This window comes from Streptomyces sp. NPDC036815, assembly GCF_055609205.1.
This window is the reverse complement of sequence record NZ_JBVJPW010000002.1, coordinates 513,485-539,284: the sequence shown is the minus strand read 5'-3', so window position 1 is coordinate 539,284 and position 25,800 is coordinate 513,485. Positions and strand designations below refer to the sequence as shown.

Below are 25,800 nucleotides of genomic sequence, written 5' to 3'. Positions count from 1 at the left end.
GTTGATAGGCCAGATCTGGAAGCCCGGTAACGGGTGGAGGTGACTGGTACTAATAGGCCGAGGGCTTGTCCTCAGTTGCTCGCGTCCACTGTGTTGGTTCTGAAACCACGAACAACCCCGTATGTCGGGCCACGACTGCGGTGCGGTTGACAGTTTCATAGTGTTTCGGTGGTCATAGCGTGAGGGAAACGCCCGGTTACATTCCGAACCCGGAAGCTAAGCCTCACAGCGCCGATGGTACTGCAGGGGGGACCCTGTGGGAGAGTAGGACGCCGCCGAACTCATTTTAGAGAAAAGGGGAACCCCCGCACCATTGGTGCGGGGGTTTTCTGCGTTCTGGGTGTTTCTTCTCTTTCCGTCCGCCGCCGACTACGACGGGCTCACCAATTTCGTGTCGTACGCCAGAATGACCGCTTGCACCCGGTCCCGCGTTCCTGTCTTCGCGAGGATGCGGCCCACGTGCGTCTTCACCGTTGATTCCGCGAGGTGCAGACGAGAAGCGATCTCCGCGTTCGTCCAGCCCTGGCCTATGACCGTGAGGATTTCGCGTTCCCGGTGTGTGAGGGCGGACAGGCGCGGGTCGTCGGCCGGGTCGGACGGGGCCGTGCCCACTGACGGCAGCTGATCCGCGTACGTGTCGAGGAGCCGGCGGGTCAGGCTCGGGGCCACCACCGCGTCGCCCGAGGCGACCGCGCGGATTCCGGAGAGGAGTTCCTCGGGGAGGGCGTCCTTGATGAGGAAGCCGGACGCTCCCGCGCGCAGACCCGCGTACGCGTACTCGTCGAGGTCGAACGTGGTGAGGATCAGGACGCGGGTGCGGGCGCCCGACGCGACGATGCGACGTGTCGCCTCGATGCCGTCGAGGCCGGGCATGCGGATGTCCATCAGGACCACGTCCGGGTGGAGTTCGGCCGTCATGCGAACCGCCTCGCTGCCGTTGCCGGCCTCGCCCGCCACCGTCATGTCGTCCTGGCTCTCCAGGAGCATGCGGAAGCCGAAGCGCTGCATGGGCTGGTCGTCGACGATGAGCACGGTCGTCACGGGGTGTCGTCGTCCTTCGGGAGATGGAGGTGTACCCGCCAGCCGCCTGGCGGATGGGGGCGCGGCCCCGCCTCAAGTGTGCCGCCGTACAACGATGTTCGCTCGCGCATTCCCGTCAGGCCGCGACCGCTGCCGGAGCCGGAGCGGGAGCCGAAGATGGCCGTCTCGCCCGTGTCCGTGATCTCGACGGTGACGCCGTCGGTCCCGTAGGTGACGCCGACGGTGGCCGTGGCGTCGGGGCCGGCGTGCTTGAGGGTGTTCGTCAGGGCTTCCTGGACGACGCGGTAGACGGTCAACTGACGCCCGGCGCCCACCGATTCGGGGTGGCCGCGCAGGGTGTGGCGTACCGGCAGGCCCGCGGCCCGTACGCCGTCGATGAGCTGGTCGAGGTCGGTCAGCGCCGGTTGCGGGGCGAGTTCGGCCGTGGCGGGGGCGTCGTCGCGCAGGACGTCCAGGAGGCGGCGGAGTTCGGCGAGGGCCTGGCGGCTGGTGGTGCCGATGGCGGCGAGCGCCTGGCCCGCGCGCTCGGGGGATTTGGCGGCGGCGTACGAACCGCCGTCCGCGAGGCCGGTGATGACGGAGAGATTGTGGCCGATGATGTCGTGCATCTCGCGGGCGATGCGGGTGCGTTCGGCGGCGGCGGCGAGCTGGGCCTGCTGGTCGCGCTCGACCTCCAGCTGGCGGGCGCGTTCGACGAGGGCGCGGGTGTAGTCCTGGCGTGAGCGTACCGCGATGCCGAGCAGAGCGACGAGAGCGTACGCCCATACGTACGGGATGATCTGCTGGTTCCAGCTGCCCTCGGGATAGCGGACGGCGCCCACCACGAGCGGCGCCGTCATCATCAGGCCCGCCCGCCCCAGCGTGATGAGCGGCAGACGCATCGCGATGCTGAACAGGACCACCATCTGGATGAGGGACGCCTGCAGCATGGCGCCGGTCCAGCTGCTGACCAGGCCCGTGGCCACCATCACCGTGAGGACCGCCATCGGGTGGCGGCGGCGCCACAGCAGCGGCAGCGAGAGGCCGGTGGTCATCGCGAGGACGAGCGGGACCGGTACGTCCGCGTTGGGCGCGACGGTGCGCCAGCCGCCGCTCGCGTCGACGAGGGCGGCGCTCACGAAGAAGCCGGTGACCAGCAGATCCCAGACGAGCGGGCGCCGCCGGTCGAAGGCGCGCACCCGCTGGGTCGAGCGCTGGAGGAACTGGGTGAGGGGGTGCGGCTCGGTCACGTCCTCATCCTCGTGCAGGGGCCCCTCGGGCCGGTACGGGATTCCCGCGTGGGTTCATACGTCGCGCCGCTTGAGCAGGACGGACGCCCCGGCGAGGATCGCGGCGGCCCAGAGGGCGAGGGCGACCAGGGCGGTGCCCGGCGCGACGGTGTTCTCCACCCGGGAGATCGAGCCGAGCGAGCTCGCCGCCTGGGCGGGGAAGTGCCTGACGACGGTGTCCACGGCGCCGAACGGCAGCATCGAAAGGACCTCCGGCAGGATCAGGACCGCGCCGACGAACGCGCCGATGGCGCCGGGGACCGAGCGGAACAGGGCGCCGAGGCCCAGCGCGATCAGGCTGAGCAGGGTCAGGGCGACGGCGCTGCTCGCGAGGGCGCCGAGCACGCCGGAGTCGGTGAGGGAGAGGGCCTTGTCCGAGTCCGAGAGCCAGATCTGGGCCGCGAGGAAGGTGACGACGTTCGTCACGAACGACACGGTGAAGGCGACCGCCGTGAAGATGCCCGCTTTGGACCACAGGACGGGCAGGCGGGTCGGGACGGCGGAGAGGGACGCCCGGATCAGGCCCGTCGAGTACTCGCCCGCGGTGACGAGGATGCCGAGGACGGCGAGGCAGATCTGGGAGAGCTGGGTGCCGAAGAGGGTGAAGACGATCGTGTCGATCTCGGAGTCGTCGCCGTCGTAGGTGGCGCCCATGGTGATGCCGACGGCGAGGACGAGGGCGCTCGCGGTGACCAGGGTGATCCAGGTGGAGCGGAGCGTCCACAGCTTGTGCCACTCGGAGCGGAGGATGCCCTTGGCGCTCAGGCGGTACGGGGGAGTGGGGACAGGGGCCTCGGTGCGGTGGGCGGGCCCGGTGGTGGTGAGCGTGCTCATGCCGCGGCTCCTTGCGGGTGGGGCTGGTGGGTGGCTGGGGCGTTCGGCGTGTATGGGGCGTTCGGTGTGGCGACGTATTCGACGGAGTCGCGGGTGAGGTCCATGAACGCCTGCTCCAACGACGCGGCGTGCGGCGTGAGTTCGAAGAGGGGGATGCCGTGGGCGGCGGCGGTACGGCCGATGTGCTCGGCGTCCGTGCCGCGCACGTCCAGGACACCGGAGGCGTCGCTGGAGAACCGGACGCCGGGGCCCGCGAGCAGCTCGGTCAGGCGGCCCGCCTCGGGGGTGACGACCTTGACCGCTCCGGTGCCCGACTCGCGTACGAAGCGTTCGACGGTGGTGTCCGCGAGGAGTCTGCCGCGGCCGATGATGATCAGGTGCTCGGCGGTCAGCGCCATCTCGCTCATGAGGTGGGAGGAGACCAGGACCGTGCGGCCCTCGGCGGCGAGGGACTTGAGGAGGGTGCGGATCCACAGGACGCCCTCGGGGTCGAGGCCGTTGACCGGCTCGTCGAGGATGACGGTGGCGGGGTCGCCGAGCAGGGCGGCGGCGATGCCCAGGCGCTGGCCCATGCCGAGGGAGAAGCCTTTGACGCGCCTGCGGGCGACTTCGTGGATGCCCGCGAGTTCCAGGACGGCGTCCACGCGGCTCTTCGGGATGGAGTGGGTGTGGGCGAGCGCCATCAGGTGGTGGTACGCGGAGCGGCCCGGGTGGACCGAGCGGGCCTCCAGGAGGGCGCCGACCTCGTGGAGGGGCGCGGGGTGGGTGGCGTAGGCGCGGCCGCCGACGGTGGCGCGGCCGCGGGTGGGGGCGTCGAGGCCGAGGAGCATCCGCATGGTGGTGGACTTGCCCGCGCCGTTGGGGCCGAGGAAGCCGGTGACGGTGCCGGGGAGGACCTCGAAGCCGAGGTCGTCGACGACGGTCTTGTCGCCGTAGCGTTTGGTCAATCCGTATGCCCTGATCATGTCTTCGATGCTGGCGTGCGTGGTGGCGCGGGGCGTCGGACCGGGGTCGGGATGTGCGGGGCGGGCGTAGTACCGGGGTAGGACGTGACCCCGACGTGGAGGGGCCGCCCCTGCCGCCGGGCGGCCCCTCGTCGCGGATGCTCCGGCAAGGCGGTTCTAGTACGGGTTCTCCGTGCGGGCCGTGCGCAGGGCCCTTGCCCACCAGGCCAGTTGGTCGAGCATGACCTTGGCGGCGCCGGCCGCGCCGTTCTCCTCGTGTGCCCGGCCGTCTTCCCCGAAGTGGTCCCAGCCGTTGTGGAAGCTGACCCCGTCGCGGATGGTCGCGCAGTGCAGCTCGGCGAAGACCAGGCGGAGCTGTTCGACGGCGCGCAGGCCACCGCCGAGGCCGCCGTAGGAGACGAACGCGACCGGCTTGGCCGCCCACTCGACGCGGTGCAGGTCGATGAAGTGCTTCAGGGCGGCCGGGAAGCTGTGGTTGTACTCCGGGGTGACGACGACGTACGCGTCGGCGGCGTCGACCCGCTCGGCGAGTGCGGCGAGGGCGGGGGTGCGTTCGGCGCCCCAACCGGGTTGGTTCGAAGGCAGTTCGAGGTCGGCGACGTCGATGACGTCCAGGTCGAAGCCGGTGTGGCGCTCGGCGAGGGCGGTGAACCAGCCGGCGACGGTGGGGCCGAAGCGGCCGTCACGGGTGGAGCCGATGATGACGGCGAGGCGGAGGGGGGTGGTGGTGCGAGACGTGGTGGTGCGAGACGTGGTGGTGTGCGGCGTGGTGGACATGGCTTGCTCCTTGGGAGTTGGTGAGGGAGTCGGTACAGGGTTCGTGCGGCGGTCAGCGCGTCTGCGCCACAGGTGCGGGTGCGGGTGCGGGTGTGGGTACGGGGGCGGGTGTGGGGACGGGAGCAGGTACGGGCGTCGCCTCCGGCCGGATGGGTGAGATGGGCGCCCCTGACACCCCCGTACGCCCCCGCAGCAGCCGCTGGACCAGGAGCGCGAGCCCGGCGACGAGGCCCGCCACGGTCCAGAGCGTGATCCGCCAGGCCTCGGTGAACCGGTCGGCGTGACCGCCCGCGCCGGCCGTCACGCGGCCCGCGAGCTCCGCCGAACCGACCCGGGCCTCCACCAGGGCGAGCAGCAGCGCGCCGAAGAGGGTGAGCATGACGGCGCCGGTGCCGCCGCGGACCGTGTTGAGGAAGCCCGAGGCCATGCCGACCTTCGCGGGCTCGACCAGGCCGAGCGCCTGGGCGTCGATGATGCCGAGGGACAGGCCCTGACCGGCGCCGATGGTCAGCAGGGGCCCGGCGAGCGAGGCCGTGGAGATGCCGGGGTGGAGGGTGGTCAGCCAGCTGTTGCCCGCGGCGATCAGGAGCAGGGACAGGACGAGCAGGTGGCGGGCGGGGACGCTCCGGTTGACCAGGCGGGCGCCGAGCGGGGGCAGGGCGAGTACGGGGACGGTCATCAGCAGGAGGATCAGGCCCGCGTCGCGTGCCGTGGTGCCGCTGGTGCCCTGGAGGTAGGTGGGCAGGAAGACCAGGACGCCGGTGGTGCCCGCGCCGAGTCCGAAGGCGCCGAGGGACCAGCCGAGGAAGGCGGGGTTGCGGGTCAGGGAGAGGTCGAGGATCGGCTGGCCGCCGGTCGTGGCGAGGCGCTTCTCGACGCGTACGAAGGCGGTGAGCAGGGCCAGGCCGACGGCGAGCGGCAGCAGCGTACTCACTGATCCCCAGCCGGACTTGGAGCCCTGCGTGACGGCGAACAGGGTCAGGGAGAGGCCGCCGATGAAGGTGGCGGCGCCGGCCTTGTCGACGTGCGGCGGGGTGTCGGCGCGGGACTCGGCGAGGAAGCGGGTGCCGGTGACGATGAGGGCTCCGGCGGCGGCGAAGACGAGGAACGTGGTGCGCCAGCCGAGGCCGTCCACCATCCAGCCGGAGAAGGTGGGGCCGGTGGCGAGGCCGACGCCCGCCGTGGTCCCGAGGGCGGCGAACACCCTGGTCCTGGCCGGTCCGGTGAAGGTCGCCGCGAGCAGGGAGCCGCCGCTCGCCATGACGCCCGCGGCGCCAATGCCCGAGAGGAGCCGGGCGGCGTCCAGGAGCAGGATGTGGTGGGCGAGCGCGGAACCCAGGGTGCCCGCGGTGTAGAGCGTGGCGCCCGCCGTGAGGACGCGGCGGCGGCCGAAGATGTCGCCGAGCGAACCCGCGACGAGCATGAAGGACGAGGCGGCGAGGAAGTAGCCGACGACCACCCACTGGAGGGCCGCGCCCGACGCGTCGAGGTCGGAACCGATGCGGGGCAGGGCCACGGTGGTGCCGGACATCGCCATCGGCAGTGTGAACATGCCGAGGAGGACGACGAGGAGGGTCAGGACGGGACGGCCCCTGCGGACGGGTTGCGGGGCCTGCGGAGCGGTCTCGGTAGGCATGCGAGTAAAGTACAACGAGCGTTGTAGTTATTACAACGGTCATTGTAATTTTTCTGGGAGAGGTGAGATGGCGAGCAGGACGGAACAGGGTGAAGAGGGGCAGAAGCCTCTGCGCAAGGGGATGTTGGAGAAACGCAGGGCCATCACGAGCGGTGCCCGCACCGTCTTCGGCCGCGAGGGCTACACGCGGGCGAGCATCGACGCCATCGCCGCCGAGGCCGGTGTCTCCACGCGCACCATCTACAACCACTTCGGCGACAAGGAGGGCCTCTTCCGTGCCGTGCTGCTGGAGAGCGCGGCATCGGTGACGGAGGCCGCGGAGACGCTCTTCGAACGGCATCTGCGCAAGATCCGCGACATCGACGAGGACCTCCTGGACCTCGCCCGCGACTGGGCCGGGCAGGGCGCGGCGCACCCCGGGCACTTCTCCGTCGTACGCCAGATCATTCCGGAGGGCGGACGGCTGCCCGCGAGCGTCCTTGAGGAGTGGCAGCGGATCGGGCCGCGGGCGTCCCAGGAGGCCCTGGGGCGCTGGCTGTTGGAGCTCGGGCGGCAGGGGCTGCTGGCCGTCGACGAGGCGAACGCGCGCAAGGCGGCGCGGCACTTCGCGTTCCTGGTGGGCGGCATGGTGACGGCCGAGTCGTACTTCGGGGCGCTGCCGTTGGAGGACGAGACGGTCGAGGAGCTCGTGCGGGAGGGGGTGGGGATCTTCCTGCGGCTGTACGGGGTGCGGGGGGCCGGGGAGGGGTGACGACGGGGCCCGCGGGTGCGGGGGCCGGGGAGGAGTGGCGGGGCCCGCGGGTGCCGGGAGGCTGGAGGTCGGGTTCCGGCCGGGTGGTCAGGTAGCCGGGACGGGAGCGTGGGCGTGGGGCCGAGTCCCGGGAGGTCGTGGCGACCTTGCGTCGCCGGGAGGTCGTGACGCCCTTACGTCGCCGGGAGTTCGCTGTCCGGCCAGCGGGCCCTGCCCTGTTCCCGGGAGCGGAGCAGGGCCAGGGTCGGCAGGCCGCGGTCCTTGCCGCCGGCGAGCAGCTCCGGCAGCTGGGGCAGCGGCGCCACCGCGGCGACATCCTCCAGGACGAGCGTCATTGGTGGGTCGAGCCGACCGGAGGATGACCGTTCGGCCATGCGCCGGCCGTGCTCGACCACGCTGGAGGCGAGTGCCGTGAGCAGTGGCATGGCACCCGGGCCCTGGTGGGACTTGGGATCCTCGATCGCCTCACCCACCACAAAAAGCGTGCCCCCTTCATCGACGAAGGAATCCAGGGTGAGGGCATCAGTTCGGTTCGGCGTGCAGGACTCGCGTACGTGGACCGTGAAAAGCGCGGAGAGGGCGCGAGCCGTCAACTCCTGCGCGATGTCGCGCCGTTCGGGGTATCCGGTGAGGGCCGCTTCCAGTTCGCCCGCGGCGCCGGACGACGCCTTGGGGTGCGTACGGAGGATGCGGACCGCCTCCTGGACCTGGGTGCCCTGCGACCAGCGGTGCACGACCTTCATGGGCTTGTCGCCCACCGCGGCGGCGTGCAGGAAGCTGCGCATCAGGATGTGCGCCGTGTCGGCCACGGCGGCGTCCAGCTTCGCGGCCGGTCTTATCGGCGCGATGAGTGCGGCGGCGCGCTGGTCGGCCGTCTCCTTGTCCTGGCAGCCGGCGGTGGGGGACCAGTGCAGGCGGGCCGGGGTGTCGCACAGGTGGGCGGGGTCGTAGAGCAGGACGGGGCCGAGTTTGGCCCGGGCGTCCTTCGTCTCGGCCCACAGGGTGGGGTCGGAGGTCAGGACGAGGGCGGCGCCCTCGGCGTCCCGGACGGCCTCCACGGCCAGGGGGCGACGGGTCGTCGGGCTGCCGAGGATCAGGGTGCGGTTTGGGTGGGGGAGCGGGGGGTCGGTGCTGTTCGCCGCGCCTCCGGCGCGGGGGCCTCCCGGCTGGGGGAGCGGGGGGTCGGTGCTGTTCTCCGCGCCTCCGGCGCGGGGGGTCTCCGGTTCTGGGCTCAGCACCGGGGGGCCGTACCCCGCGCCTCCGGCGCGGTTTTCCCACCCGCCCACCCTTTCGGCCCGGAGCTCCGTGCCTCCGGCACGGGTGGGGTGGGCGGGAACTTCGCCCATCATCTCCGTGCCTCCGGCACGCGTGGGTCGGCCGGGAACTTCGCCCATCATCTCCGTGCCTCCGGCACGCGTGGGCTGGGCGGGGACCTCGCCTCCCTCCGTGCCTCCGGCGCGCAGGGAGGATCGTGGGGTCGCGTCGGGTGGGGGCGGTTCCGACTCCCGGCGGAGCCTCCGGACCGCCCGCCACCTCGCCACCGTCCCCATCACGAAGATGGTCAGCACGATCAGGATCAGGAGCTGGCCGATGAACAGGCCCCAGAAGAGGCCGTACCCCGAGAGCTGCCCCGGTGGCGTGTCCGGCCAGGCGCCCGCGACGTCGTGCGGCCGGCCGATCAGATGGCGTACGGCCGGGGGCGTGTGGCCGAAGGAGACCTTCTCCGGCCACGAACCCCGCGCGAAGCGCCCCGCGAGGTTCGTGGCCGACCAGACGAGCACCGTGGCCCCGAGCAGGAGGGCCAGGAACCCCACCAACAACCCGTCGGGCACGCCCCGTTGAGGGCTCCCCTGCGGGGACCGTTCGTGCGGGGGCCGCCCGTACGGGTCCCGGCTCCGGCCCCGCTCCCACTCATCCCGCATGCTGCTCCATGTACGCCGCCCGTTCCGCCGCCTCCAGCTCCGCCGCCCGCATCGCGTCGTCCGCCGGTACGTCGTGGACGAGGTCCGCCGACGACTCCGTCATCGCGCGGTCGGTGAAGACCAGGGGGCGTTCCGTCTCCGTGATCAGGTGTTTGACCACCTGGACGTTGCCGTTGACGTCCCAGACCGCGATGCCGGGGGTGAGGGTCGGGATGATCTCCACCGCCCACCTCGGCAGCCCCAGCACCCGTCCCGTCGCCCGCGCCTCGTCCGCCTTCTGGGCATAGATCGTCCGGGTCGACGCCATCTTCAGGATCGCGGCCGCCTCCTTGGCCGCGGCCCCGTCCACGACGTCGCTCAAGTGGTGCACCACCGCCACGAACGACAGGCCGAGGCGCCGCCCGAACTTCAGCAGCCGCTGGAACAGCTGCGCGACGAAGGGGGAGTTGATGATGTGCCACGCCTCCTCCACCAGGAAGATGCGCTTCTTGCGGTCGGGCCGGATCCACGTGTGCTCCAGCCACACACCCACGATCGCCATCAGGATCGGCATCGCGATGGAGTTCCGGTCGATGTGGGAGAGGTCGAAGACGATGAGGGGGGCGTCGAGGTCGATGCCCACCGTCGTCGGGCCGTCGAACATGCCGCGCAGGTCACCGTCGACGAGCCGGTCCAGGACCAGCGCCACGTCCAGGCCCCAGGCCCGTACGTCGTCTATGGCCACGTTCATGGCCTCGGCCGACTCCGGCTCGGGGTGGCGCAGCTGCTCGACGATGTCGGTCAGGACGGGCTGGCGCTCCACGATGGTCTCGTTGACGTACGCGTGCGCGACCTTCAGGGCGAAGCCGGAGCGCTCGTCCAGGCCGTGCCCCATCGCGACCTCGATGATCGTGCGGAGCAGCGCCAGCTGGCCCGTCGTCGTGATCGCCGGGTCCAGCGGGTTCAGGCGGATGCCCATGTCCAGGGCCGCCGTCGGGTCGAGGCGGATGGGAGTTATCCCCAGCTCCTGGGCGATGAGGTTCCACTCGCCGACGCCGTCCTCGCCCTGTGCGTCGAGGACGACGACCTGGCGGTCCTTGAAGCGCAGCTGCCGCAGGACGTACGTCTTCTCCAGGGCCGACTTGCCGTTGCCGGACTCGCCGAGCACCAGCCAGTGCGGTGCGGGCAGCTGCTGCCCGTACAGCTGGAACGGGTCGTAGATGTACCCCTTGCCGGAGTACACCTCACGACCGATGATGACGCCCGAGTCGCCGAGGCCCGGCGCGGCCGTGGGGAGGTAGACCGCCTGGGCCTGCCCCGTCGACGTGCGCACCGGAAGCCTGGTCGTCTCGACCTTCCCGAAGAGGAAGGCGGTGAAGGCGTCCGTGAGGATGGTCAGCGGATCCCGCATCTGGGCAGCCTGCCTCTACGTCTAGCGTCGGATGCCGGTCGCGAACGGCAGCGTATTGACGAAGGCCCTGTGGTGCTCGCGGTCGCACCACTCCAGCTTCAGATACGACTTGCCGGCGGAGGCGCGGATGGTGCGCTTGTCGCGCGCCAGGGCCTCCGGGGAACGGGACGAGACCGTGATGTACCCGACCAGGTTGACGCCCGCCGCGCCGCTCGCCAGGTCCTCGCCGCGCTGGTCGAGGCGGGAGTGCGAGGCGATGTCGCGGGGGTCGACCGTCCGGTTCATCTTGGCCTGGCGGCTGGCCTCCGCCTCGTCGTTCGTCTTCTCGGTCAGCATCCGCTCGATGGCGACCTCGGTGGGTTCGAGGTCCATCGTCACGGCCACCGTGCGGATCACGTCCGGGGTGTGGACGAGCAGCGGGGCGAGGAAGTTGACGCCGACGGGCGTCATCGGCCACTCCTTCACCCAGGCTGTGGAGTGGCACCAGGGGGCGCGGGTCGAGGACTCGCGGGTCTTGGCCTGGAGGTAGGTGGGCTCCATGGCGTCGAGCTCGGCGGGCCAGGCGTTGCGCTTCGTCATCGCCTGGATGTGGTCGATGGGGTGGTCCGGGTCGTACATCGAGTGCACGAGCGAGGCGAGGCGGCCCTGGCCGAGCGGTTGCCGTACGCGGATGTCGGCCTCCTGCAGCCGCGAGCAGATGTCGGTCAGCTCGCGCGCCATGACGACGGCGAGACCGGCGTCCTTGTCGAGCTTCCTGCCACCCTGCGGGCGGGCGGCGCGGGCCATCGCCTGCGCCTCGGCGGCCAGGTCGCGGGAGTAGTGCATGCAGGCGACGAGGTAGGCGCGGTGCTGCTCGCTGCTGGTCGACACCATCGACTGCAACTGGTCGTACGACTCCTGGAGCCAGGGCAGGGCCCGGTCGTCGCCGCGCTGGCTGACGTCCTTGGCATGCGCGTCGGGGTCGGCGGGCAGCGTACGGGCGAGCATCTGCAGGCGGGTGACGAAGCCGTCGCCGTTCGCGACGTGCTTGAGGAGTGTGCCGAAGCGGTCGACGAGGGCCTCCTGGTCCTCGCTGTCCCGCAGGCCGACGCCGGGCCCCTCGATCTCGATGGCGGCGGTGACGGTGCGCCGGTCCGCGTGCAGGAGCACGGCGATCTCGTCGGGGCCGAAGGGCGCGGCCAGCCAGCTGATGCGGCCGATGCCCGGCGGCGGCCCGACCTCGACCTCCCGCCCGTCGAGCCGGATACCGGCCTCGGAGGCGCTGGAACGGTAGGTGGTGCCGCGCTTCAGGGAGCGCTTGTAGCTGCGGTTGATCTCGAACCACTTGTAGAAGGTGCGGTTCTTGTACGGGACGTACACGGCCGCGATGGCGAGCATCGGGAGGCCCGTCAGGAGGACGATGCGCAGGGAGAGGACGGGGACGAGGAGCCCGCACATCATGCCGAGGAACGCCCCCGCGATGATCAGGGCGATCTCGCCCGTCTCGCGGTTCTTGCCGACGATCGCGTTCGGCCGCGCGCGGCCGATCAGATATGTGCGGCGGGGCGCGACCGGCTGGGACACGTGGGACTGGGTCGTCAACGCCCTTCACCTCCCGTGCTGTTGGTACTGCTGTTGCGGGACCCGCCGCGGTGGCCCGCGTGCGGGGTGCTCGTCGCGCTGCTGCGCGGCTGGGGTGCGGCGGAGGGGACGGATCCGCCGCCGTTCGACGAGCCGCCGCCCCCGGAGGGACGGCTGCTGTGCGCGGCGACGCCGCCGCCGACGGGATTGGCGGGGCGCGCCTGGCTGGGCTGGCCGCCCTGGCTGCCGCCGCCGCTGCCGTTGCCCCGGGCACTGTGGGTCTTGATGCCCTGGGAGACGAGCGATGCGGGGGAGCTGATCACGGCGGCGGCCTTGTTCTCGGCGCCGCGCATGATGCGGTTGTTGCGGGAACCGGCGATCTCGTCCCCGAATCCCGGGACGAAGCGGTAGATCATGGCGCTCGCGAAGATGGCGAGCAGAATGATCGAGAGCCCGGAGACGACCGCCGAGAACGAGTCGGGGCCGTCGTCCGCGGAGAGCGCCCCGGCGAGGCCGAGCACGATCACGATGATCGGTTTGACCAGAATCACCGCGATCATGATGCCCGCCCAGCGGCGGACGTGCGACCACAGGTTCTTGTCGACGAGACCGGCGTACACGACGGTGCCGAGGAGCGCTCCTACGTAGAGGAGCGCGGCCCTGATCACGAGCTCCAGCCAGAGGATGCCGGCGGCGAGGATCGACACGAGCGAGACGACGATCAGCATGATCGGGCCGCCGCCGATGTCGTCCCCCTTCTTGAGCGCGCCGGAGAACGTCCCGAAGAACGTGTCCGTCTGACCGCCCGTCGCCTTGGCGATGACGTCCGTGACGCCGTCGGCCGCCGAGACGACGGTGTACAGGATCAGCGGGGTGAAGGCGGACGCGAGCACGGTGAGCCACAGGAACCCGATGGCCTCGGAGATCGCGGTCGTCAGCGGCACGCCGCGGACCGCCCGCTTGGCGACGGCGAGCAGCCACAGGAGCAGCGTCAGGATGGTCGACGCGGCGAAGACGACGGCGTACTGCTGGAGGAACTGGGGGTTCGTGAAGTCGACGTTCGCGGTCTCCTTCACGGCCTCGGAGAGCTTGTCGACGGTCCAGGACGCGGCGTCGGCACAGCCCTTGGCCAGGGAGGCGAGGGGGTCGAGGCTGTCGGGGAGGGGGGAGTCGGTGGGGTACTTGCCTCCGCCGGAGCTGCCGCTCTGGCCTTTTTCGCAGTATTTTTTGGCGGGGCCGACGATGAGGTCACATTTGTCGTCCTTCGGCTCCGGTACCGCGTAGGCACGCGAAGCGAGCAGCACCGCCGAGACTTGCACGGCTGATGCAGCGGCGGTGAATTTCAGTACGCGACGGCTAACGGGCATACGTGAACCCTCCGTACTCCTGGACGGCCTTGGCGATCTCGTCGGCCGTGGAGATCTTGTTGTCGCCGTTCACGGGAGCAGGGCCGTCCTTCGACTGGAAACTCTCGACCTTCCAGTCGCCACCGGACCACCGCAGTTTGAGTGTCAAGGTGAACCAGTCGTTGCTGACCGGGTTGGTCGTGTCCTGGCCGGCCGTGCCGAAGGCGCCCGTGCACCAGACGTCGACCGTGGCGGCACTGCCCGAGTACGCCGTGGTCTTCGTGCCGACAGGCACGGTGCGCGAGACGTACGTCTGTCCGGGGGGAGGGTTGCCCTTCTCGTCGAGACCGATCTTGCCCAGGAGTTCCTTGGAGTACGTTTTGTTGAACTTGGCCTCCAGCCCGCTCACCGCATCGGCGACGAAGAGCTGCCTGACGATCTCGGTTCTACGCTCGGGCTTGAGGATGTCTGCCGAGACCAGCGACACCGCATAGTTGGACGCCGCACTCTGCGCCCCCTGCTCATCACGAGCGAACCCCGCAGGGATCCCCCCACGCTTGCCCCCCACCGGCCTCTCCCCCGAAGGAGCCGTCGGCGCAGCCTCCCGCTTCTTCGCGTCTCCGTCCGCCGAAGAGGAATCGTCCCCTCCCCGATTGGCGAACGCGATCGCGGCGATCAGCAGGACCACGACGCCCACGACGGTGACCAGGCTCCGCGAGGACGTCCGGCCGGAGCGGCCGGATCTGCGCGGGCTGCCGTAGCCGTCGCCGCCCCCGCCATCCCCCTCGGGAAGCCGCGTCCGGGTCTCCCCCGAGCCGCCGAAGAAGAGGCCGTCGTTCCGGTCGTCGTCGGGACTCATGCCGCGCACGCCCCCTCAACCTCTCGCTGAACCGTCGCACAGGACACGTACGACGGTAGCCGTGCTGGTTCCCGCGCGGGCGCGGTGTGGTGACTCGACATCAGGGAGTTGCAACCTCAGCCGGTGGGCACGACGGACGGGTGGGGGAGTGGGGACAGGGAGAAGGAGGGGACGGGGAGAAGGGGACAGGGGGAGGGGGACGTGGGTGGGGGGACGGGCGGAGGCGAGCGGGGGACCGCGGGCCTGCGCCGGGACGTACTAGACCGCCATGCCGTAGACGATCGTGAAGAGCGTGCCGAGTGAGCCGATGATGAAGACGCCGGTCAGCCCCGCGATGATCAGGCCCTTGCCCTGCTCCGCGCTGAACGTGTCACGCAGCGCCGTCGCGCCGATGCGCTGTTTCGCCGCGCCCCAGATCGCAATGCCGAGACAGAGGAGGATGGCGATCGCCATCACGACCTCGATCATCACGCGTGCCTCGTTGCCCAGGCTCCCGAAGGGACCCCAGTCGGGGGCGATCCCGCCGATGATGGTGGTGATGTCGCCCTTTTCGGCTGCCATAAGCATGTGTAACTCACCGCCCCTAGTGGGTTGTTCTGGCACCTCTGCCTACGTCAGTACAGAGGACAGCTCATTCTCGCCGACAATCGGGCCCGCGCATGTCGCCTTGGCGCCATTCGTTGGCTGACTTCGTGCGTTTCCTCGTACGTGACGTCTGGTGACTCTGTGTATCACGCGGTACGACGCCGGGCAATGACGGCCCGGCGTGCCCCTGACCAGGTGTTAAGTGAGCCCGAGCCCGGCGGAGCCACGGGTCACGAAGGAGCAGTCGGTGTAGCGGTAGGCGGTGCTGAGCCTCGCACCGTCGGCTCGATTGCGTACGGTGGCCCGCTTGTAGAGGAAGTGGTACTCGCCGACGGGCAGCCGGAGCGTGGTCCTGGGGTACGACGTGACGCCGGCCCGGCAGGCGGCGTCGCCCTGTGACGTGGTGGCGTAGATGCGGCACGAGGGGCAGTCCTTCAGCTTGAGGGTGCCGGTGGTGGGGCCGGTGTAGAGGACCTCCAGCTCGCCGGGGCCGAGGTTCGCCACGAGGAACTCGACCGTGCCGCCGCCGGAGGAGGAGCGGGCCGGGGGCAGGTGGCGGCCCGCGCTCGGGCGTTCGGCGGCGATCTCCGCGGCGATGGCGATGTCCTCGGCGCGATGGCGTTTGGCGCTGCCCGGGTACTTCGAGGCGAAGCCGTCCAGCGTCGCGGCCGCTTTCGTGAAGTCGGCGTCCTCGAACTGGTCCACGCCGCACGCGTAGACGCCGCGCTCCACGGCCCGGTCGGTGGTGGCGCGCAGGGCCTCCGCGTCGATCCGGTCGCCGGGCAGGGCGGCGGCGGTCTCGCCCAGGGCGCGGAGCTCGTCGACGTCGGGGCAGGGGTCGGAGCCCCGGAGCGCGGCGGAGCGGGTGGCGACGGCGTCGCGCAGGGCGGGTCCGACGGCCGCGGCGCGTTCCGACTCCGGGAAGGTGCGGAGCAGTTCGCCGAGCGGCCCTTTCGCGTCGGCGCGGCCCAGCGCGGCGGTCCCGCATGCGTAGAGCGAGGTGGCGAGGCGGTCGTCGGGCCAGGTGGCGAGGGTGCCCAGGTGCTCCCTGCCGGGGCCGCCGAGGGTGTCGGGGACGGTCCGCAGGTGCCTGAGCGGGGTGATGGCATCGCAATAGCGCTCGGCGGCGTACGGGGTGGCGACGGCCTTGTAGTAGGCGGCGAGGCTGTCGGGCAGCCGGTCCGCGGCCTTCGAGCCGCCGTGGTCCTCGGCGAGGCCGCGGTAGACGCGGAGCGCCTTCTTGTACCGGCGTTCCGTCGCCCCGCCGAAGCGTTGCCCGTCGAGGCCCGCGACGATGCGGTCGGCCCGGTCGAGGCGGTCCAGGAGCATCTGCTCGACCGCGTCGTCGTGCGCGCTCTCGTACGCGAAGGCGCCGCCCGCGGGCACCGCGAGCAGGACGACGCCCAGGCCGACGGCGACGGGTGCGCGCAGCGCTCGCGGCCAGCGGCTCCGGTCCCGGGTGGCCCGGTACGCGCCGTGCGCGGCGGCCAGGAGCAGAACGGCGGCGTAGACGACGAGCACGCCCAGGGGGACGCGGTCGACATCGGCGGGCAGGGCGAGGAGGAGCAGCGCGGCGGTGGCGGCACAGCAGAGGGCGGCGAGCAGGTAACGGCGCAGAAGGAGATAGCCGAGGCCCAGACCGGTGAGGTTGAGGAGGGCGACGGCTGTGGGGTGCAGGGGGGTGGTGTCCGGGGCTTGAGTGGGGCCGGGGGTTGGGGGGTGGGGAGGTGGTGGGTACGCGTAGGGGGCTGGGGGAGTGTGTGGGGGCGGTGGGGCGTACGGGGGTGGGGCGTACGGGGGTGGTGGGACCTGCGGAGGCGGTGGGCCCTGTAGGGGCGGAGAGGTCTGCGGAGGGAGAGAGGTCTGTGGAGGGGGAGAGGCCTGTGGGGCAGGTGGGACGAGTGGGGGCGGGCCGAACTCGCCCGGGCGTCCGTCGCTGGGCTGCTCGGCGGGCCGCTCGGCGGGCTGCTCACCGGTCCGCTCACCCGGCTCCGCACCGGTTCGCTGGCCCGGCTGCTCACCGGTCCGCTCACCCGGCTCCGCACCGGTCCGCTGGCCCGGCTGCTCACCGGTCCGCTCACCCGGCTCCGTACCGGTCCGCTCACCCGGCTCCGCGCCAGGCTGGTCCCTAGGTTCCATCCTCGGCTCCCCCCAGCCGTGGCGCGGCGGTCGCACAACGCCCAATTCCCCCACCATCGAGGTTGGTTGGGGGCGCGTCAATCAGGCGTGGCAGAGGGCTTGAACCCCTGTGACCAGCACGTTCCTCTGGCCACAGGGGTTCCTCTGCTACCTCAGCCCGCGGGGGAGTCGCTGACCTTGACGACAGGGCCGACAGCCAGCTTGGTGCCGCCGGCACCCTCGCCGTCGCTCACCGGCAGGGTGCCCGCGGGCCAGGCGATGGTGACGGTCTTCGTCTCGTTCGGCGGCGTCACGAGGATCTTGGCGATGCGCACGCCGGAACCGCCGCTGTTGTTGATGGGGAACGTGATGTTGAAGGCCGCGGACTCGCCGTCCTTGAGGGTGTCGGGGGTGGCGGGCTCGCCGTTGCGGTCCACGGACATGGTTTCGCCGGTGGCCGACTTCAGGTCGACGCCCGCGTAACCGTTGATGGCGCAGTCGCGGCCGCCGCCGTTCTTGAACTGGACGGTGACGACGCCCTCCGTCTTGTCGGTGCTGTTGTCGACGGCCGTCACCTCCAGCTCGTCGCTGCGGCAGATCCCGGCCTTGCCGCCCTTGTCCGAGCCGGACCCGGAACCGGACCCGGCCGCGGTGCCGGTACCGGTGCCGCCACCGTCGCCTTCCCCGCCCTTGCCGCTGCCGCCGTTTCCGCCGCCGTTGGCGCTGCCGCCCTCGGTGGAGCCCTGGCCGGAGCCCCCGGTGCCGCCGGAGCCGCTCCCGTTCGCCTGGCCGCTGGAGGAGCCGGCGGGGGTTGCGTCCGAGCCGCCGACTTCGTCCCCGTTGCAGGCGGTCAGGCCGAGGGTGCTGATGAGGGCGAGGCCTGCGAGGAGGGTCTTGGTGGCGTGGGCGTGCTTCATGGGGGTCCCCGTGAGTGTGTGGTGTGAGCGGCGGATGTTCGCGGTGCTGCGAGGCCGTGCTGTCCGGCCTGGTGAACAGCGAAGCGGGTGCCGCTCGGACGGGGCAAGGAGTGCCGGTGGATCAGGAACGATGGAACGCATGCACGGGGTCTGACCTGGGGGAATGCCGGTCCCCTGGAACGCCGTCCTGGAACGCGGCGATCATGAAATCGGCGGTCGCGCCCACGTCAGGAAAGGTCGAAGCCCTCCACGAAGTGGTCGAACTCGCCCGCCTGTACGCCGAGTACGAAGGCGTCCCACTTCTTCCGCGTCGTCGTGACGACGTTGTCGGGGTCGCTGGTCTCCCTGAGGTACACCGCGTCGTCCGCACCGAAGGCGATCTCGATCCAGGGACCGGGGCCCGGCTCGTCCTCGGGGGCGGCGCGGATCCAGTCGAGGTCGGTGGGGATGGCGGGGCGGGGGGCGGGTGTCTCGGTCATGGTGCGGGTGGGCGTCCCTTCTGGGGGTGCGGGCGTGGGGCTCAGGCCGTACGGGCGCCTGCGGGCCGTTTCGCGTCGCGGATCAGCGCGGCGAAGGCTGTGGGGGCGGCGGTGAGTATCGCGCCTCGGGCCATCACCCAGAAGACCCCGCCCGACGCGGCGGCATCGTCACTGGGGCCCGCCCGGCAACTCCCCGCCCCCAACGGAGACTTCCATGAAGCCAACCGTATCGCCGCCCTGGACCTACACCCTCCAACTGCCCCACGGCCGTATGGGACTCGAACCCGCAGATCCCGCCAGGATTCGCGGAGGACCACCTGCCCGGCCACCCCGTCGCCGCGGGGGACGCGGGGAAGTTGTTGTGGGCCGAGGTCACGCCCGGGTCGCCGTGGCGGCGCTGCGGGGGCTCCGGATTCGCGTGACCGGGGCCGACGTCGCGAAGGAAGTCGTACGTCACCCCGGAGGGTGGGTGCGAGACGCGCGGGACCCGTGAAGTTCCGGAAGTTTCTCGGGCAATGGCTCCTGTCACTGTCGTACGGGGCCTCTACACTGAGCGCCGGTGGGCTGCCGGCGGTGAGGGGTGGTTGACGGTGCGTAAGGCGTGGCTGGTCGCGTCCGTCGGGATCGGCGGGGCCCTCAGCTTCATCGCGCTGCTCGTCGTCGGGACGTACATGGCCGCGGGAAGCCTCGCGGGCGGCGCGGGCGGCGGTGAGACCGTGGGGCTCGCCAAAGGCGCCGTGCCCGCGACCTATCAGCCCCTCGTGCAGAAGTGGGGCAACCTCTGCAAGGCGATCAACCCCGCGCTGCTCGCCGCCCAGCTCTATCAGGAGAGCGGCTTCAACCCGCGCGCCAAGAGCCCGGCCCAGGCGCTGGGGATAGCGCAGTTCATCCCGGGCACGTGGGCCGCGCACGGCCTCGACGGGGACGGGGACGGGGACCGGGACATCTGGGACCCGCAGGACGCCATCCCGTCCGCCGCCTCGTACGACTGCAAGCTCGCCGGGTACGTGAAGGACGCGCCGGGAAGCCCCACGGAGAACATGCTCGCCGCGTACAACGCGGGCGCGTACGCGGTCATCAAGTACGGCGGCGTGCCGCCCTACCGCGAGACCCAGAACTACGTGAAGACCATCACCAACCTCTCCAAGAGCTTCGCGCGGCCCGTCGGCCGGGTCGCACCCTCGCGGCAGGCGGCCGCGGCCATCTACTACGCGCAGAAGAAGCTCGGCACCGAGTACCTGTGGGGCGGCAACGGCACCGCTGCCCAGAACGGCCGCTTCGACTGCTCCGGGCTCACCCTCGCCGCCTACCGCACCGTCGGCATCACGCTGCCGCGCGTCGCCAACGACCAGTACAACGCCGGTCCGCACCCCAAGAGGGACGAACTGCTCCCGGGCGACCTGGTGTTCTTCTCGGACGACCTCACCAATTCCCGGGCCATCCGGCACGTCGGGATCTACGTCGGCGGGGGCTACATGATCGACGCCCCCCGGCCGGGCGCCGTGATCCGGTTCGACCCGGTCGACACCCCGGATTATTTTGGCGCGACCCGTGTCACCGAGGACGGCGCCAAGGCCTTGCCGGACAAGCCGTCAGAGGTCTGAGAACCCTTTGCACGGGGGCTTGCGGAAGCGTACGCGAGCGGTGATGTGGCTTGAACTCTCCGTTAGTACACTTCTTCTGAGCTGCGGCAATGAGTCTCTCTTCGGTAACGTCTCAGTGATCTTTCGGTGGAGAGTGGAACGTAGGGCGGGGGGCAGGGCGTTCCCTTGACTGGACCGACCACGGGGGTTGATGGACGGGCGCACAGAAAGGTGCGCCCACGGGCTAGGAGACAAGGGGCCGCAGCGCCATGGCTGGACTCGATGAATCCGGGTCGAACCCCGACGTCAGCCTGCTCTACGACATCAACGGACTGGCGAAGGACTCCCCGTCCTGGTTCGACGGCGCGATGGCGTTCGTCGGCGAGTACGGGCTGCTGATCGCCCTGGTGCTGCTCGTGGTGTGGTGCTGGTGGGGCCAGCGCAGGCGCGCCGCCCTCGACGACGCCGCGTCGTCGGTCGCCGCAGTCGTCTGGGCGCCGCTCGCCGCGGGCCTCGCCGTACTGGTCAACGTCCCCATCCGCAGCTTCGTGGAACGGCCGCGTCCGTTCCGCGACCACCCCGGGGTGGAACTCCTGGTGGACGGCAAGACCGACTACTCCTTCGTCAGCGACCACGCGACACTCGCGATGGCCGTCGGCGCCGGACTCTTCGTCGCCCACCGGAAGTTCGGGCTCGTCGGCATCGGGCTCGCCGCCCTGGAGGGCTTCTGCCGGGTCTTCATGGGCGTGCACTACCCGACGGACGTCGTCGGTGGCTTCGCGCTCGGCACGGCCGTCGTCCTGCTCCTGTCGCCGCTCGCCATGGCGCTGCTCACGCCGCTCACCAAGATGGTCGGGCGGAGCGGGCGCGCGGGGTGGCTGGTGTGGGACCGGAAAGTGGCTCCTGTCGCGGCGCCCCTGAGCGGGACGGCGTCGCCGTCGGAGTCGGCCACGGCGGACCCGGACGAGCGGGACCTCGCGGCGTAACGCGGGTCGCGCAATACCGGTCTCTACTGGTCCTCGCCGTCGGCTTCATCGGTACGGCGGCGGCGAAGCATCCAGATCCCCGCTCCAGCCGCGGCTCCGGTGACGACCGCGGAGACGAGTGCCAGGGGCCCCGCCTCGGGGTGCTCCGCGGCGACCGCCGGACGGCCCGGGCCCGTGGGCTCTTCCAGGGCGGTGGCGGGGCCCGCCAGGGCGACGAGGAGGGCCGCGGCCGCCGCCCCCGTGCCGGTGGCTATGCGACGGGTGTGGCGGGTGCGGCAAGCGCCGCAGGTCCGGTGGGTGCTGCGCGCTGAGGTCATGTCCTCAGCGCAGCCTTGTCCAGCCGGGTGGGCCACCCGAGGGCGTGTCGGACGGGGCCGTTCGAGTGGCGGGGACGGCCGTACGGATGACGCCCGCGCCCCGCCCGCGCCCCGCCCTCGCCCCGCCCGGGAGGGCTACAGCGCCTGCGGGAAGTCGAAGAAGCGGCCCGGGTCGTACTGCTTCTTCAGCTTCTTCAGGCGCGGGGCCGCGTCCCCGTAGTACGCCTCCCGCCAGTTCGTCAGCGTGGCGTCGGTGTAGTTCTGGTACGCCGCACCCGACGCGTACCGCCCCATCGCCCCATGCGCCTTTTTCAGCCACGCCTGGGCCGGCTTGCCCGACGTGCCCGCGCGCCACGACGCGAGGTACTGCGCCAGCATCCGCGAGCGGCGGTGCACGAAGGCCGTCGCCGTCGGGTCGACGCGGTTGATCGCGCCGCCGAGCGCGGTGAGCGCGATGCTGCCGCCGCTCGCGCCCGTCACGTTCTCGATCTGCGACAGCAGCGTGCGGATGCCCGCCGCGGAGAGGGAGCGGTCGTAGAAGTCCGAACCCGCCGCGTACGTCTCACGGTTGAGGGCGCCCTGCGGAGTGCGTCCCGGCGTTCCGCCGGGCAGGTGGCACTGGGCGTCGGTGGGGAACGACGAGCAGCCCGCGTACACCTCCATCGACTCCTCGTACGTACGCCGCTTCAGCGAGACGCTGCGGGCGGGCGCGCCGATCCTGTCCGCGAGACGGTCGACGGCGTTCTGCAACTCCCCGTACGTACCGAGGGAGAAGCACGCGACGGAGACGGTCGGCGTGCCGCCCGGCGTGTTCGCCAGGTGGAGGGACGACCAGATCTCGTCGGGCTGGTCGGGGCCCCAGGCCTGCCACGCCTTGACCACCGCCGCCGCCTTCGACCAGGGCCAGGTCATGTACGCGGACACGCCCTGGGGCGCGGCGTGCGTGCGGTAGGTGAGCTCGGTGACGACGCCGAAGTTGCCGTTGCCCGCGCCGCGCAGCGCCCAGAAGAGGTCCTTGTTCTCGGACTTGGAGGCGGTGAGCTGCTTGCCGTCGGCCGTGATCAGCGTCGCGGACGTGAGGCTGTCGCAGGTCAGCCCGTACGCCCGGGACACCACGCCGTGGCCGCCGCCGAGCGTGAGCCCGGATATGCCGACGGTCGGGCAGGAGCCCGCGGGGAGGGTGACGCCCTTCGCGGCGAGCGAGCGGTAGACGTCGATGAGCTTGGCGCCGCCGCCGATGGTGGCGCTGCCGCCGCTCGCCCGTATCTTGCTGAGCTTCGACACGTCGATGACCAGCCGGCCCGTGCCGGAGGACCAACCCGCGTACGAGTGGCCGCCGTTGCGTATCGCGACCGGTGTGCGGTGGGCACGGGCGTACGCGAGGGCGGTGCGGACGTCGTCCGGGTGCGCGACGTACGCGACGGCGGTGGGCTTCAGGTCGTCGAAGCGCGTGTTGTACAGCTGGCGCGCCGCCGCCCACTTGGCCTCGCCGGGCCGGACGAGGAGGCCGTCCAGATCGCGGGCGAGTGCCTTGAGAGTGGCGGGGGAGGTGGCCGCGGCGCTGGACGTTCTGATGGGCGTACCGCTGCCGCCGGCACCGGTGGTGCCGCTGGTGTGTGCCGCGGCACCGCCCGAGCCGCCGCTGGTGCAGCCCGCGACCGTGGCGGCGGCCAGTGTGGCCGCCGTTGTGCCGATGAATGTACGTCGTTCCATGGCGCCTCCCGTTGCTTCCCGGAGAACGAGACGGTCTGCGGGGCGCCGGGGTTCCGCCCGCGCGGGCACGGACCGCCGCGCGGAGGCTACCGGAGGGGTCAGGGCGTCGCCTCGTGTTCGACGGCGTCCGTACGGGCCTTGCTGCGGGCTCTGCGGGCGGGACCGCGCCAGCCGCAGGTGCAGTGGGCCGCGACGAAACGGCCCTTCTCGACGGTCGTCGTGCGGTGGGACGCGGGGGCTTGCTGATCGGCCACGCGGCCACCGTACCGACCGTCGGTGAACGGCTGTCGACGGCTCCGTCACGGCGACGTTCGCGTGACGGCTCCATCGACCGGTCGTTAGGTCAAGGACGGCCGAACGGGCAGGACAGGCGCGGGACGCTTGGGGGTAGACACCATGGTGCAGCGGCACAGGCGCACGGGCGCGGCGGACGCCGTGGTGGTCGCGGCCGTCGCGGCGGCGGGGCTGATGGCGGTCGCCACCGGATGTACGGACACCGGCGCCGCCGCGGACGGCAGCGGGGGCGTCGACCCCGGGGACGCGGTGCGGCGGTCCGCCGACTCCCTGGTCGCGGCGGGCAGTTCGAAGGCGAACACGTCGATGGAGATGGCCAGCGGCGGCACGCGCGTCACCGTCCGGGGCACCGGGGCCTACGACTTCGAGCGGCAACTCGGTGTCTTCGAGGTGGTGCTGCCGCCGGACCCCGCGGGCGACGACGAGCACCGGCCCATCACCGAGCTGCTGTCCGACGGCGCGCTCTACATGAAGAACCGCGGGGCCGGGGTGCCGGCCGACAAGTGGGTGCGGATCGAGACACGTTCCCTCTCCGACGGGAATCTCGTCACCGGCGGAGCCACGGACCCCCTCGCGGCGGCGGAACTGCTGCGCGGGGCGAGGAAGGTGGGGTTCGTGGGGGACGAGCGAGTGGGTGGGGCGGAGGTGCGGCACTATCGCGGCGTCGTCGACCTGCGTGCCGCGGCCCGTGCCGCCTCCGCAGGTCAGCGCGGTGCGCTCGGTGCGGCGGCGGCGAAAGGGTTCAGCAAGGGGAGCGCCGCGTTCGACGTCTACCTCGATGACCGAGGTCGCGTACGGAAGTTGCGTCAGCAGTTCTCCGTAGCCGACGCGAACGTGGCGTCGACCACATTGCTCTACGACTTCGGTGCGCCCGTGAAGGTGCGACTTCCGGCCGAGAAGGACATCTACGCCGGGAAAATCGCCGAGCAGTAGTCGCTGGCGACTGGTGGAAATGGTCCGTCTGTGCCATGCGCGGTGCGTAGACGGCTCCCTACCCTAGGAAGCCGGTATGTGGTCCCGGGTCAGGAAGAGGTGATGAACGTGGCTCCGATGCGTGGCGGTACGGCGGTTCAGGACCACGTCGCCCTCGCCGAGATCGAACTGTGCGGGGAGCTCATCATCGCGGCGAGTGCGGCGGCGGAGCGCCTGAGCTTCGACCGCATCGACGAGGTCCTGAGAGTCGCCGACTCGCAGGATCCGGCGGCGCCCCCGGACGATCGGTGGTCGTGAGGGGGCCGCCCCCTCGCGCACGCGTTACGTCCGGAGCATCCGCGCGATCGCCTTCGTCGCCTCTTCCACCTTCGCGTCGATCTCGGTCCCGCCCTTGACCGCCGCGTCGGCCACGCAGTGCCGCAGGTGTTCCTCCAGGAGCTGCAGCGCGAAGGACTGCAGCGCCTTCGTGCCGGCCGAGACCTGCGTGAGTATGTCGATGCAGTAGACGTCTTCCTCGACCATGCGCTGCAGGCCGCGGATCTGGCCCTCGATGCGGCGCAGCCGCTTGAGGTGCTCGTCCTTCTGCTTGTGGTACCCGTGTACCCCGCGGTCGTGGTCGGAGGGCGCTGCGGACGCCCCCGGGGTGGGTACGGCCGCGTCGGCCGCCTCGGTGGTCGTCATCGCGTCCTCCTCCTGGTCTTCCTGCGGGGCTCCCCGTCGGACGTACCCGCATTTCTGCAGATCCATATACCCCCGGAGGGTATATGATAGCCGATTTCTCGGGGGGTGTGCTGATCACTGTGCCTGATGGGCGACACTGGGGGGCGGCCGGTTAGCCGTGGCCGGATGATGCGCCTAGCATCAGCCTGACCGCATCCAAAGCACCCCGAGGACCCCACGTGCGCTTTCGTCTGACCCCCAGGGAGACGAGCTTCTACGACATGTTCGCCGCATCCGCGGACAACATCGTCACGGGCTCGAAGCTCCTCATGGAACTGCTCGGAGCGGACTCTTCCGCACGGGCCGAGATCGCAGAGCGTATGCGGGCCGCGGAACACGCGGGAGACGACGCCACGCATGCGATCTTCCACCAGCTGAACTCCTCCTTCATCACGCCGTTCGACCGCGAGGACATCTACAACCTCGCGTCGTCCCTGGACGACATCATGGACTTCATGGAGGAGGCCGTCGACCTGGTCGTCCTCTACCAGGTCGAAGAGCTCCCCAAGGGCGTCGAGCAGCAGATCGAGGTCCTCTCGCGGGCCGCGGAGCTCACGGCCGAGGCCATGCCGAACCTGCGGACCATGGAGAACCTCACCGAGTACTGGATCGAGGTCAACCGCCTGGAGAACCAGGCCGACCAGATCCACCGGAAGCTCCTCGCCCAGCTCTTCAACGGCAAGTACGACGCCATAGAGGTGCTGAAGCTGAAGCAGATCGTGGACGTCCTCGAAGAAGCGGCCGACGCCTTCGAGCACGTGGCGAACACGGTGGAGACCATCGCGGTCAAGGAGTCCTGAGGCGCC

The 25,800-nt window shown here is 71.1% G+C and carries 25 protein-coding genes and 1 rRNA gene; 7 read left to right on the top strand and 19 right to left on the bottom strand.

Going from position 1 to position 25,800, the window contains the following annotated elements; all coding sequences use genetic code 11:
* Positions 1 to 164 precede the first annotated feature (164 nt).
* A 5S ribosomal RNA gene (gene rrf, locus ACZ69I_RS08770) occupies positions 165 to 281 on the top strand.
* 88 nt (positions 282 to 369) lie between these two features.
* Here the strand turns inward: rrf and ACZ69I_RS08765 are convergent.
* From ACZ69I_RS08765 to ACZ69I_RS08740, 6 genes are all read right to left on the bottom strand, one after another.
* Entirely contained in the window at positions 370 to 1,041 is a 672-nt protein-coding gene (locus tag ACZ69I_RS08765) for a response regulator (RefSeq protein WP_470831057.1), read from the bottom strand.
* On the bottom strand, positions 1,038 to 2,270 hold the full coding sequence (locus ACZ69I_RS08760) for a sensor histidine kinase (RefSeq protein ID WP_470831056.1): 1,233 nt from the start codon (positions 2,268 to 2,270) through the stop codon (positions 1,038 to 1,040). Before ACZ69I_RS08760 ends, ACZ69I_RS08765 begins: the two co-directional genes overlap by 4 nt.
* Before the next feature lie 54 nt (positions 2,271 to 2,324).
* Positions 2,325 to 3,143: an ABC transporter permease gene (locus ACZ69I_RS08755; RefSeq protein ID WP_470831055.1), complete on the bottom strand. Its 819-nt coding sequence runs from the start codon at positions 3,141 to 3,143 to the stop codon at positions 2,325 to 2,327.
* On the bottom strand, positions 3,140 to 4,108 hold the full coding sequence (locus ACZ69I_RS08750; protein ID WP_470831054.1) for an ATP-binding cassette domain-containing protein: 969 nt from the start codon (positions 4,106 to 4,108) through the stop codon (positions 3,140 to 3,142). Before ACZ69I_RS08750 ends, ACZ69I_RS08755 begins: the two co-directional genes overlap by 4 nt.
* Positions 4,109 to 4,264: 156 nt before the next feature.
* Positions 4,265 to 4,885: an NADPH-dependent FMN reductase gene (locus tag ACZ69I_RS08745; protein ID WP_470831053.1), complete on the bottom strand. Its 621-nt coding sequence runs from the start codon at positions 4,883 to 4,885 to the stop codon at positions 4,265 to 4,267.
* Between the two features lie 52 nt (positions 4,886 to 4,937).
* Positions 4,938 to 6,521, bottom strand: coding sequence for an MFS transporter (locus tag ACZ69I_RS08740; protein WP_470831052.1), 1,584 nt, complete (start codon positions 6,519 to 6,521; stop codon positions 4,938 to 4,940).
* 67 nt (positions 6,522 to 6,588) lie between these two features.
* On the opposite strand from ACZ69I_RS08740, the gene ACZ69I_RS08735 reads away from it, so the two are divergent.
* A complete protein-coding gene (locus ACZ69I_RS08735; protein WP_470831051.1) occupies positions 6,589 to 7,272 on the top strand; it encodes a TetR/AcrR family transcriptional regulator in 684 nt (227 codons plus the stop codon).
* A gap of 173 nt (positions 7,273 to 7,445) precedes the next feature.
* Here the strand turns inward: ACZ69I_RS08735 and ACZ69I_RS08730 are convergent, their stop codons facing one another.
* The 9 genes from ACZ69I_RS08730 to ACZ69I_RS08690 all read right to left on the bottom strand — a co-directional run bounded on the left by ACZ69I_RS08730 (position 7,446) and on the right by ACZ69I_RS08690 (position 18,448).
* On the bottom strand, positions 7,446 to 9,194 hold the full coding sequence (locus ACZ69I_RS08730) for a P-loop NTPase family protein (protein ID WP_470831050.1): 1,749 nt from the start codon (positions 9,192 to 9,194) through the stop codon (positions 7,446 to 7,448).
* Entirely contained in the window at positions 9,184 to 10,584 is a 1,401-nt protein-coding gene (locus ACZ69I_RS08725) for an ATP-binding protein (protein WP_467672998.1), read from the bottom strand. The genes ACZ69I_RS08730 and ACZ69I_RS08725 overlap by 11 nt, the downstream gene beginning before the upstream one ends.
* Before the next feature lie 21 nt (positions 10,585 to 10,605).
* On the bottom strand, positions 10,606 to 12,165 hold the full coding sequence (locus ACZ69I_RS08720; RefSeq protein WP_467672996.1) for an SCO6880 family protein: 1,560 nt from the start codon (positions 12,163 to 12,165) through the stop codon (positions 10,606 to 10,608).
* Positions 12,162 to 13,511 carry a hypothetical protein gene (locus ACZ69I_RS08715; RefSeq protein WP_467672994.1) on the bottom strand — a complete coding sequence of 450 codons (1,350 nt, stop codon included), beginning with the start codon at positions 13,509 to 13,511 and terminating at the stop codon, positions 12,162 to 12,164. The genes ACZ69I_RS08720 and ACZ69I_RS08715 overlap by 4 nt, the downstream gene beginning before the upstream one ends.
* The gene (locus ACZ69I_RS08710; protein ID WP_470831049.1) at positions 13,501 to 14,349 is read right to left on the bottom strand and encodes a DUF8175 domain-containg protein; all 849 of its coding nucleotides are present in this window, start codon (positions 14,347 to 14,349) and stop codon (positions 13,501 to 13,503) included. The genes ACZ69I_RS08715 and ACZ69I_RS08710 overlap by 11 nt, the downstream gene beginning before the upstream one ends.
* Positions 14,350 to 14,607: 258 nt before the next feature.
* On the bottom strand, positions 14,608 to 14,916 hold the full coding sequence (locus ACZ69I_RS08705) for a hypothetical protein (protein WP_055570172.1): 309 nt from the start codon (positions 14,914 to 14,916) through the stop codon (positions 14,608 to 14,610).
* 216 nt (positions 14,917 to 15,132) lie between these two features.
* Positions 15,133 to 17,073, bottom strand: a complete 1,941-nt coding sequence (locus ACZ69I_RS08700; protein ID WP_470831048.1) for a hypothetical protein — start codon at positions 17,071 to 17,073, stop codon at positions 15,133 to 15,135.
* A gap of 152 nt (positions 17,074 to 17,225) precedes the next feature.
* Positions 17,226 to 17,969: a DUF4232 domain-containing protein gene (locus tag ACZ69I_RS08695; RefSeq protein WP_470831047.1), complete on the bottom strand. Its 744-nt coding sequence runs from the start codon at positions 17,967 to 17,969 to the stop codon at positions 17,226 to 17,228.
* A gap of 227 nt (positions 17,970 to 18,196) precedes the next feature.
* Entirely contained in the window at positions 18,197 to 18,448 is a 252-nt protein-coding gene (locus tag ACZ69I_RS08690) for a DUF397 domain-containing protein (protein ID WP_470831046.1), read from the bottom strand.
* A 590-nt stretch (positions 18,449 to 19,038) separates the two neighbouring features.
* Here ACZ69I_RS08690 and ACZ69I_RS08685 point away from each other — a divergent pair.
* Positions 19,039 to 20,052, top strand: a complete 1,014-nt coding sequence (locus tag ACZ69I_RS08685; protein WP_467672982.1) for a C40 family peptidase — start codon at positions 19,039 to 19,041, stop codon at positions 20,050 to 20,052.
* A 248-nt stretch (positions 20,053 to 20,300) separates the two neighbouring features.
* Positions 20,301 to 21,017 carry a phosphatase PAP2 family protein gene (locus ACZ69I_RS08680; protein ID WP_470831045.1) on the top strand — a complete coding sequence of 239 codons (717 nt, stop codon included), beginning with the start codon at positions 20,301 to 20,303 and terminating at the stop codon, positions 21,015 to 21,017.
* Between the two features lie 23 nt (positions 21,018 to 21,040).
* Here the strand turns inward: ACZ69I_RS08680 and ACZ69I_RS08675 are convergent, their stop codons facing one another.
* The 3 genes from ACZ69I_RS08675 to ACZ69I_RS08665 all read right to left on the bottom strand — a co-directional run bounded on the left by ACZ69I_RS08675 (position 21,041) and on the right by ACZ69I_RS08665 (position 23,301).
* The gene (locus ACZ69I_RS08675; protein WP_470831044.1) at positions 21,041 to 21,334 is read right to left on the bottom strand and encodes a hypothetical protein; all 294 of its coding nucleotides are present in this window, start codon (positions 21,332 to 21,334) and stop codon (positions 21,041 to 21,043) included.
* 135 nt (positions 21,335 to 21,469) lie between these two features.
* On the bottom strand, positions 21,470 to 23,047 hold the full coding sequence (locus ACZ69I_RS08670; RefSeq protein ID WP_470831043.1) for an FAD-binding oxidoreductase: 1,578 nt from the start codon (positions 23,045 to 23,047) through the stop codon (positions 21,470 to 21,472).
* Between the two features lie 98 nt (positions 23,048 to 23,145).
* Positions 23,146 to 23,301 carry a hypothetical protein gene (locus ACZ69I_RS08665; RefSeq protein ID WP_389714006.1) on the bottom strand — a complete coding sequence of 52 codons (156 nt, stop codon included), beginning with the start codon at positions 23,299 to 23,301 and terminating at the stop codon, positions 23,146 to 23,148.
* Positions 23,302 to 23,443: 142 nt separating this feature from the next.
* Here ACZ69I_RS08665 and ACZ69I_RS08660 point away from each other — a divergent pair, with 142 nt between their 5' ends.
* Together ACZ69I_RS08660 and ACZ69I_RS08655 are read left to right on the top strand one after the other, a co-directional pair.
* A complete protein-coding gene (locus tag ACZ69I_RS08660) occupies positions 23,444 to 24,274 on the top strand; it encodes an SCO4651 family lipoprotein (RefSeq protein ID WP_467672972.1) in 831 nt (276 codons plus the stop codon).
* Positions 24,275 to 24,376: 102 nt separating this feature from the next.
* Positions 24,377 to 24,571 carry a hypothetical protein gene (locus ACZ69I_RS08655; protein ID WP_467672970.1) on the top strand — a complete coding sequence of 65 codons (195 nt, stop codon included), beginning with the start codon at positions 24,377 to 24,379 and terminating at the stop codon, positions 24,569 to 24,571.
* 24 nt (positions 24,572 to 24,595) lie between these two features.
* On the opposite strand, the gene ACZ69I_RS08650 is transcribed toward ACZ69I_RS08655, so the two are convergent.
* Positions 24,596 to 24,955: a metal-sensitive transcriptional regulator gene (locus tag ACZ69I_RS08650; RefSeq protein WP_467672968.1), complete on the bottom strand. Its 360-nt coding sequence runs from the start codon at positions 24,953 to 24,955 to the stop codon at positions 24,596 to 24,598.
* A gap of 218 nt (positions 24,956 to 25,173) precedes the next feature.
* On the opposite strand from ACZ69I_RS08650, the gene ACZ69I_RS08645 reads away from it, so the two are divergent.
* On the top strand, positions 25,174 to 25,794 hold the full coding sequence (locus ACZ69I_RS08645) for a DUF47 domain-containing protein (protein WP_030784908.1): 621 nt from the start codon (positions 25,174 to 25,176) through the stop codon (positions 25,792 to 25,794).
* Positions 25,795 to 25,800: the final 6 nt, after the last annotated feature.

Coding starts and splice junctions, on each gene's coding strand:
- ACZ69I_RS08680 (WP_470831045.1), top strand. CDS start 20,301: ATGGCTGGACTCGATGAATCCGGGTCGAACCCCGACGTCAGCCTGCTC.
- ACZ69I_RS08725 (WP_467672998.1), bottom strand. CDS start 10,584: ATGCGGGATCCGCTGACCATCCTCACGGACGCCTTCACCGCCTTCCTC.
- ACZ69I_RS08710 (WP_470831049.1), bottom strand. CDS start 14,349: ATGAGTCCCGACGACGACCGGAACGACGGCCTCTTCTTCGGCGGCTCG.
- ACZ69I_RS08690 (WP_470831046.1), bottom strand. CDS start 18,448: ATGACCGAGACACCCGCCCCCCGCCCCGCCATCCCCACCGACCTCGAC.
- ACZ69I_RS08750 (WP_470831054.1), bottom strand. CDS start 4,108: ATGATCAGGGCATACGGATTGACCAAACGCTACGGCGACAAGACCGTC.
- ACZ69I_RS08700 (WP_470831048.1), bottom strand. CDS start 17,073: ATGGAACCTAGGGACCAGCCTGGCGCGGAGCCGGGTGAGCGGACCGGT.
- ACZ69I_RS08740 (WP_470831052.1), bottom strand. CDS start 6,521: ATGCCTACCGAGACCGCTCCGCAGGCCCCGCAACCCGTCCGCAGGGGC.
- ACZ69I_RS08745 (WP_470831053.1), bottom strand. CDS start 4,885: ATGTCCACCACGCCGCACACCACCACGTCTCGCACCACCACGTCTCGC.
- ACZ69I_RS08730 (WP_470831050.1), bottom strand. CDS start 9,194: ATGCGGGATGAGTGGGAGCGGGGCCGGAGCCGGGACCCGTACGGGCGG.
- ACZ69I_RS08670 (WP_470831043.1), bottom strand. CDS start 23,047: ATGGAACGACGTACATTCATCGGCACAACGGCGGCCACACTGGCCGCC.
- ACZ69I_RS08735 (WP_470831051.1), top strand. CDS start 6,589: ATGGCGAGCAGGACGGAACAGGGTGAAGAGGGGCAGAAGCCTCTGCGC.
- ACZ69I_RS08675 (WP_470831044.1), bottom strand. CDS start 21,334: ATGACCTCAGCGCGCAGCACCCACCGGACCTGCGGCGCTTGCCGCACC.
- ACZ69I_RS08715 (WP_467672994.1), bottom strand. CDS start 13,511: ATGCCCGTTAGCCGTCGCGTACTGAAATTCACCGCCGCTGCATCAGCC.
- ACZ69I_RS08655 (WP_467672970.1), top strand. CDS start 24,377: ATGAACGTGGCTCCGATGCGTGGCGGTACGGCGGTTCAGGACCACGTC.
- ACZ69I_RS08705 (WP_055570172.1), bottom strand. CDS start 14,916: ATGCTTATGGCAGCCGAAAAGGGCGACATCACCACCATCATCGGCGGG.
- ACZ69I_RS08695 (WP_470831047.1), bottom strand. CDS start 17,969: ATGAAGCACGCCCACGCCACCAAGACCCTCCTCGCAGGCCTCGCCCTC.
- ACZ69I_RS08755 (WP_470831055.1), bottom strand. CDS start 3,143: ATGAGCACGCTCACCACCACCGGGCCCGCCCACCGCACCGAGGCCCCT.
- ACZ69I_RS08650 (WP_467672968.1), bottom strand. CDS start 24,955: ATGACGACCACCGAGGCGGCCGACGCGGCCGTACCCACCCCGGGGGCG.
- ACZ69I_RS08660 (WP_467672972.1), top strand. CDS start 23,444: ATGGTGCAGCGGCACAGGCGCACGGGCGCGGCGGACGCCGTGGTGGTC.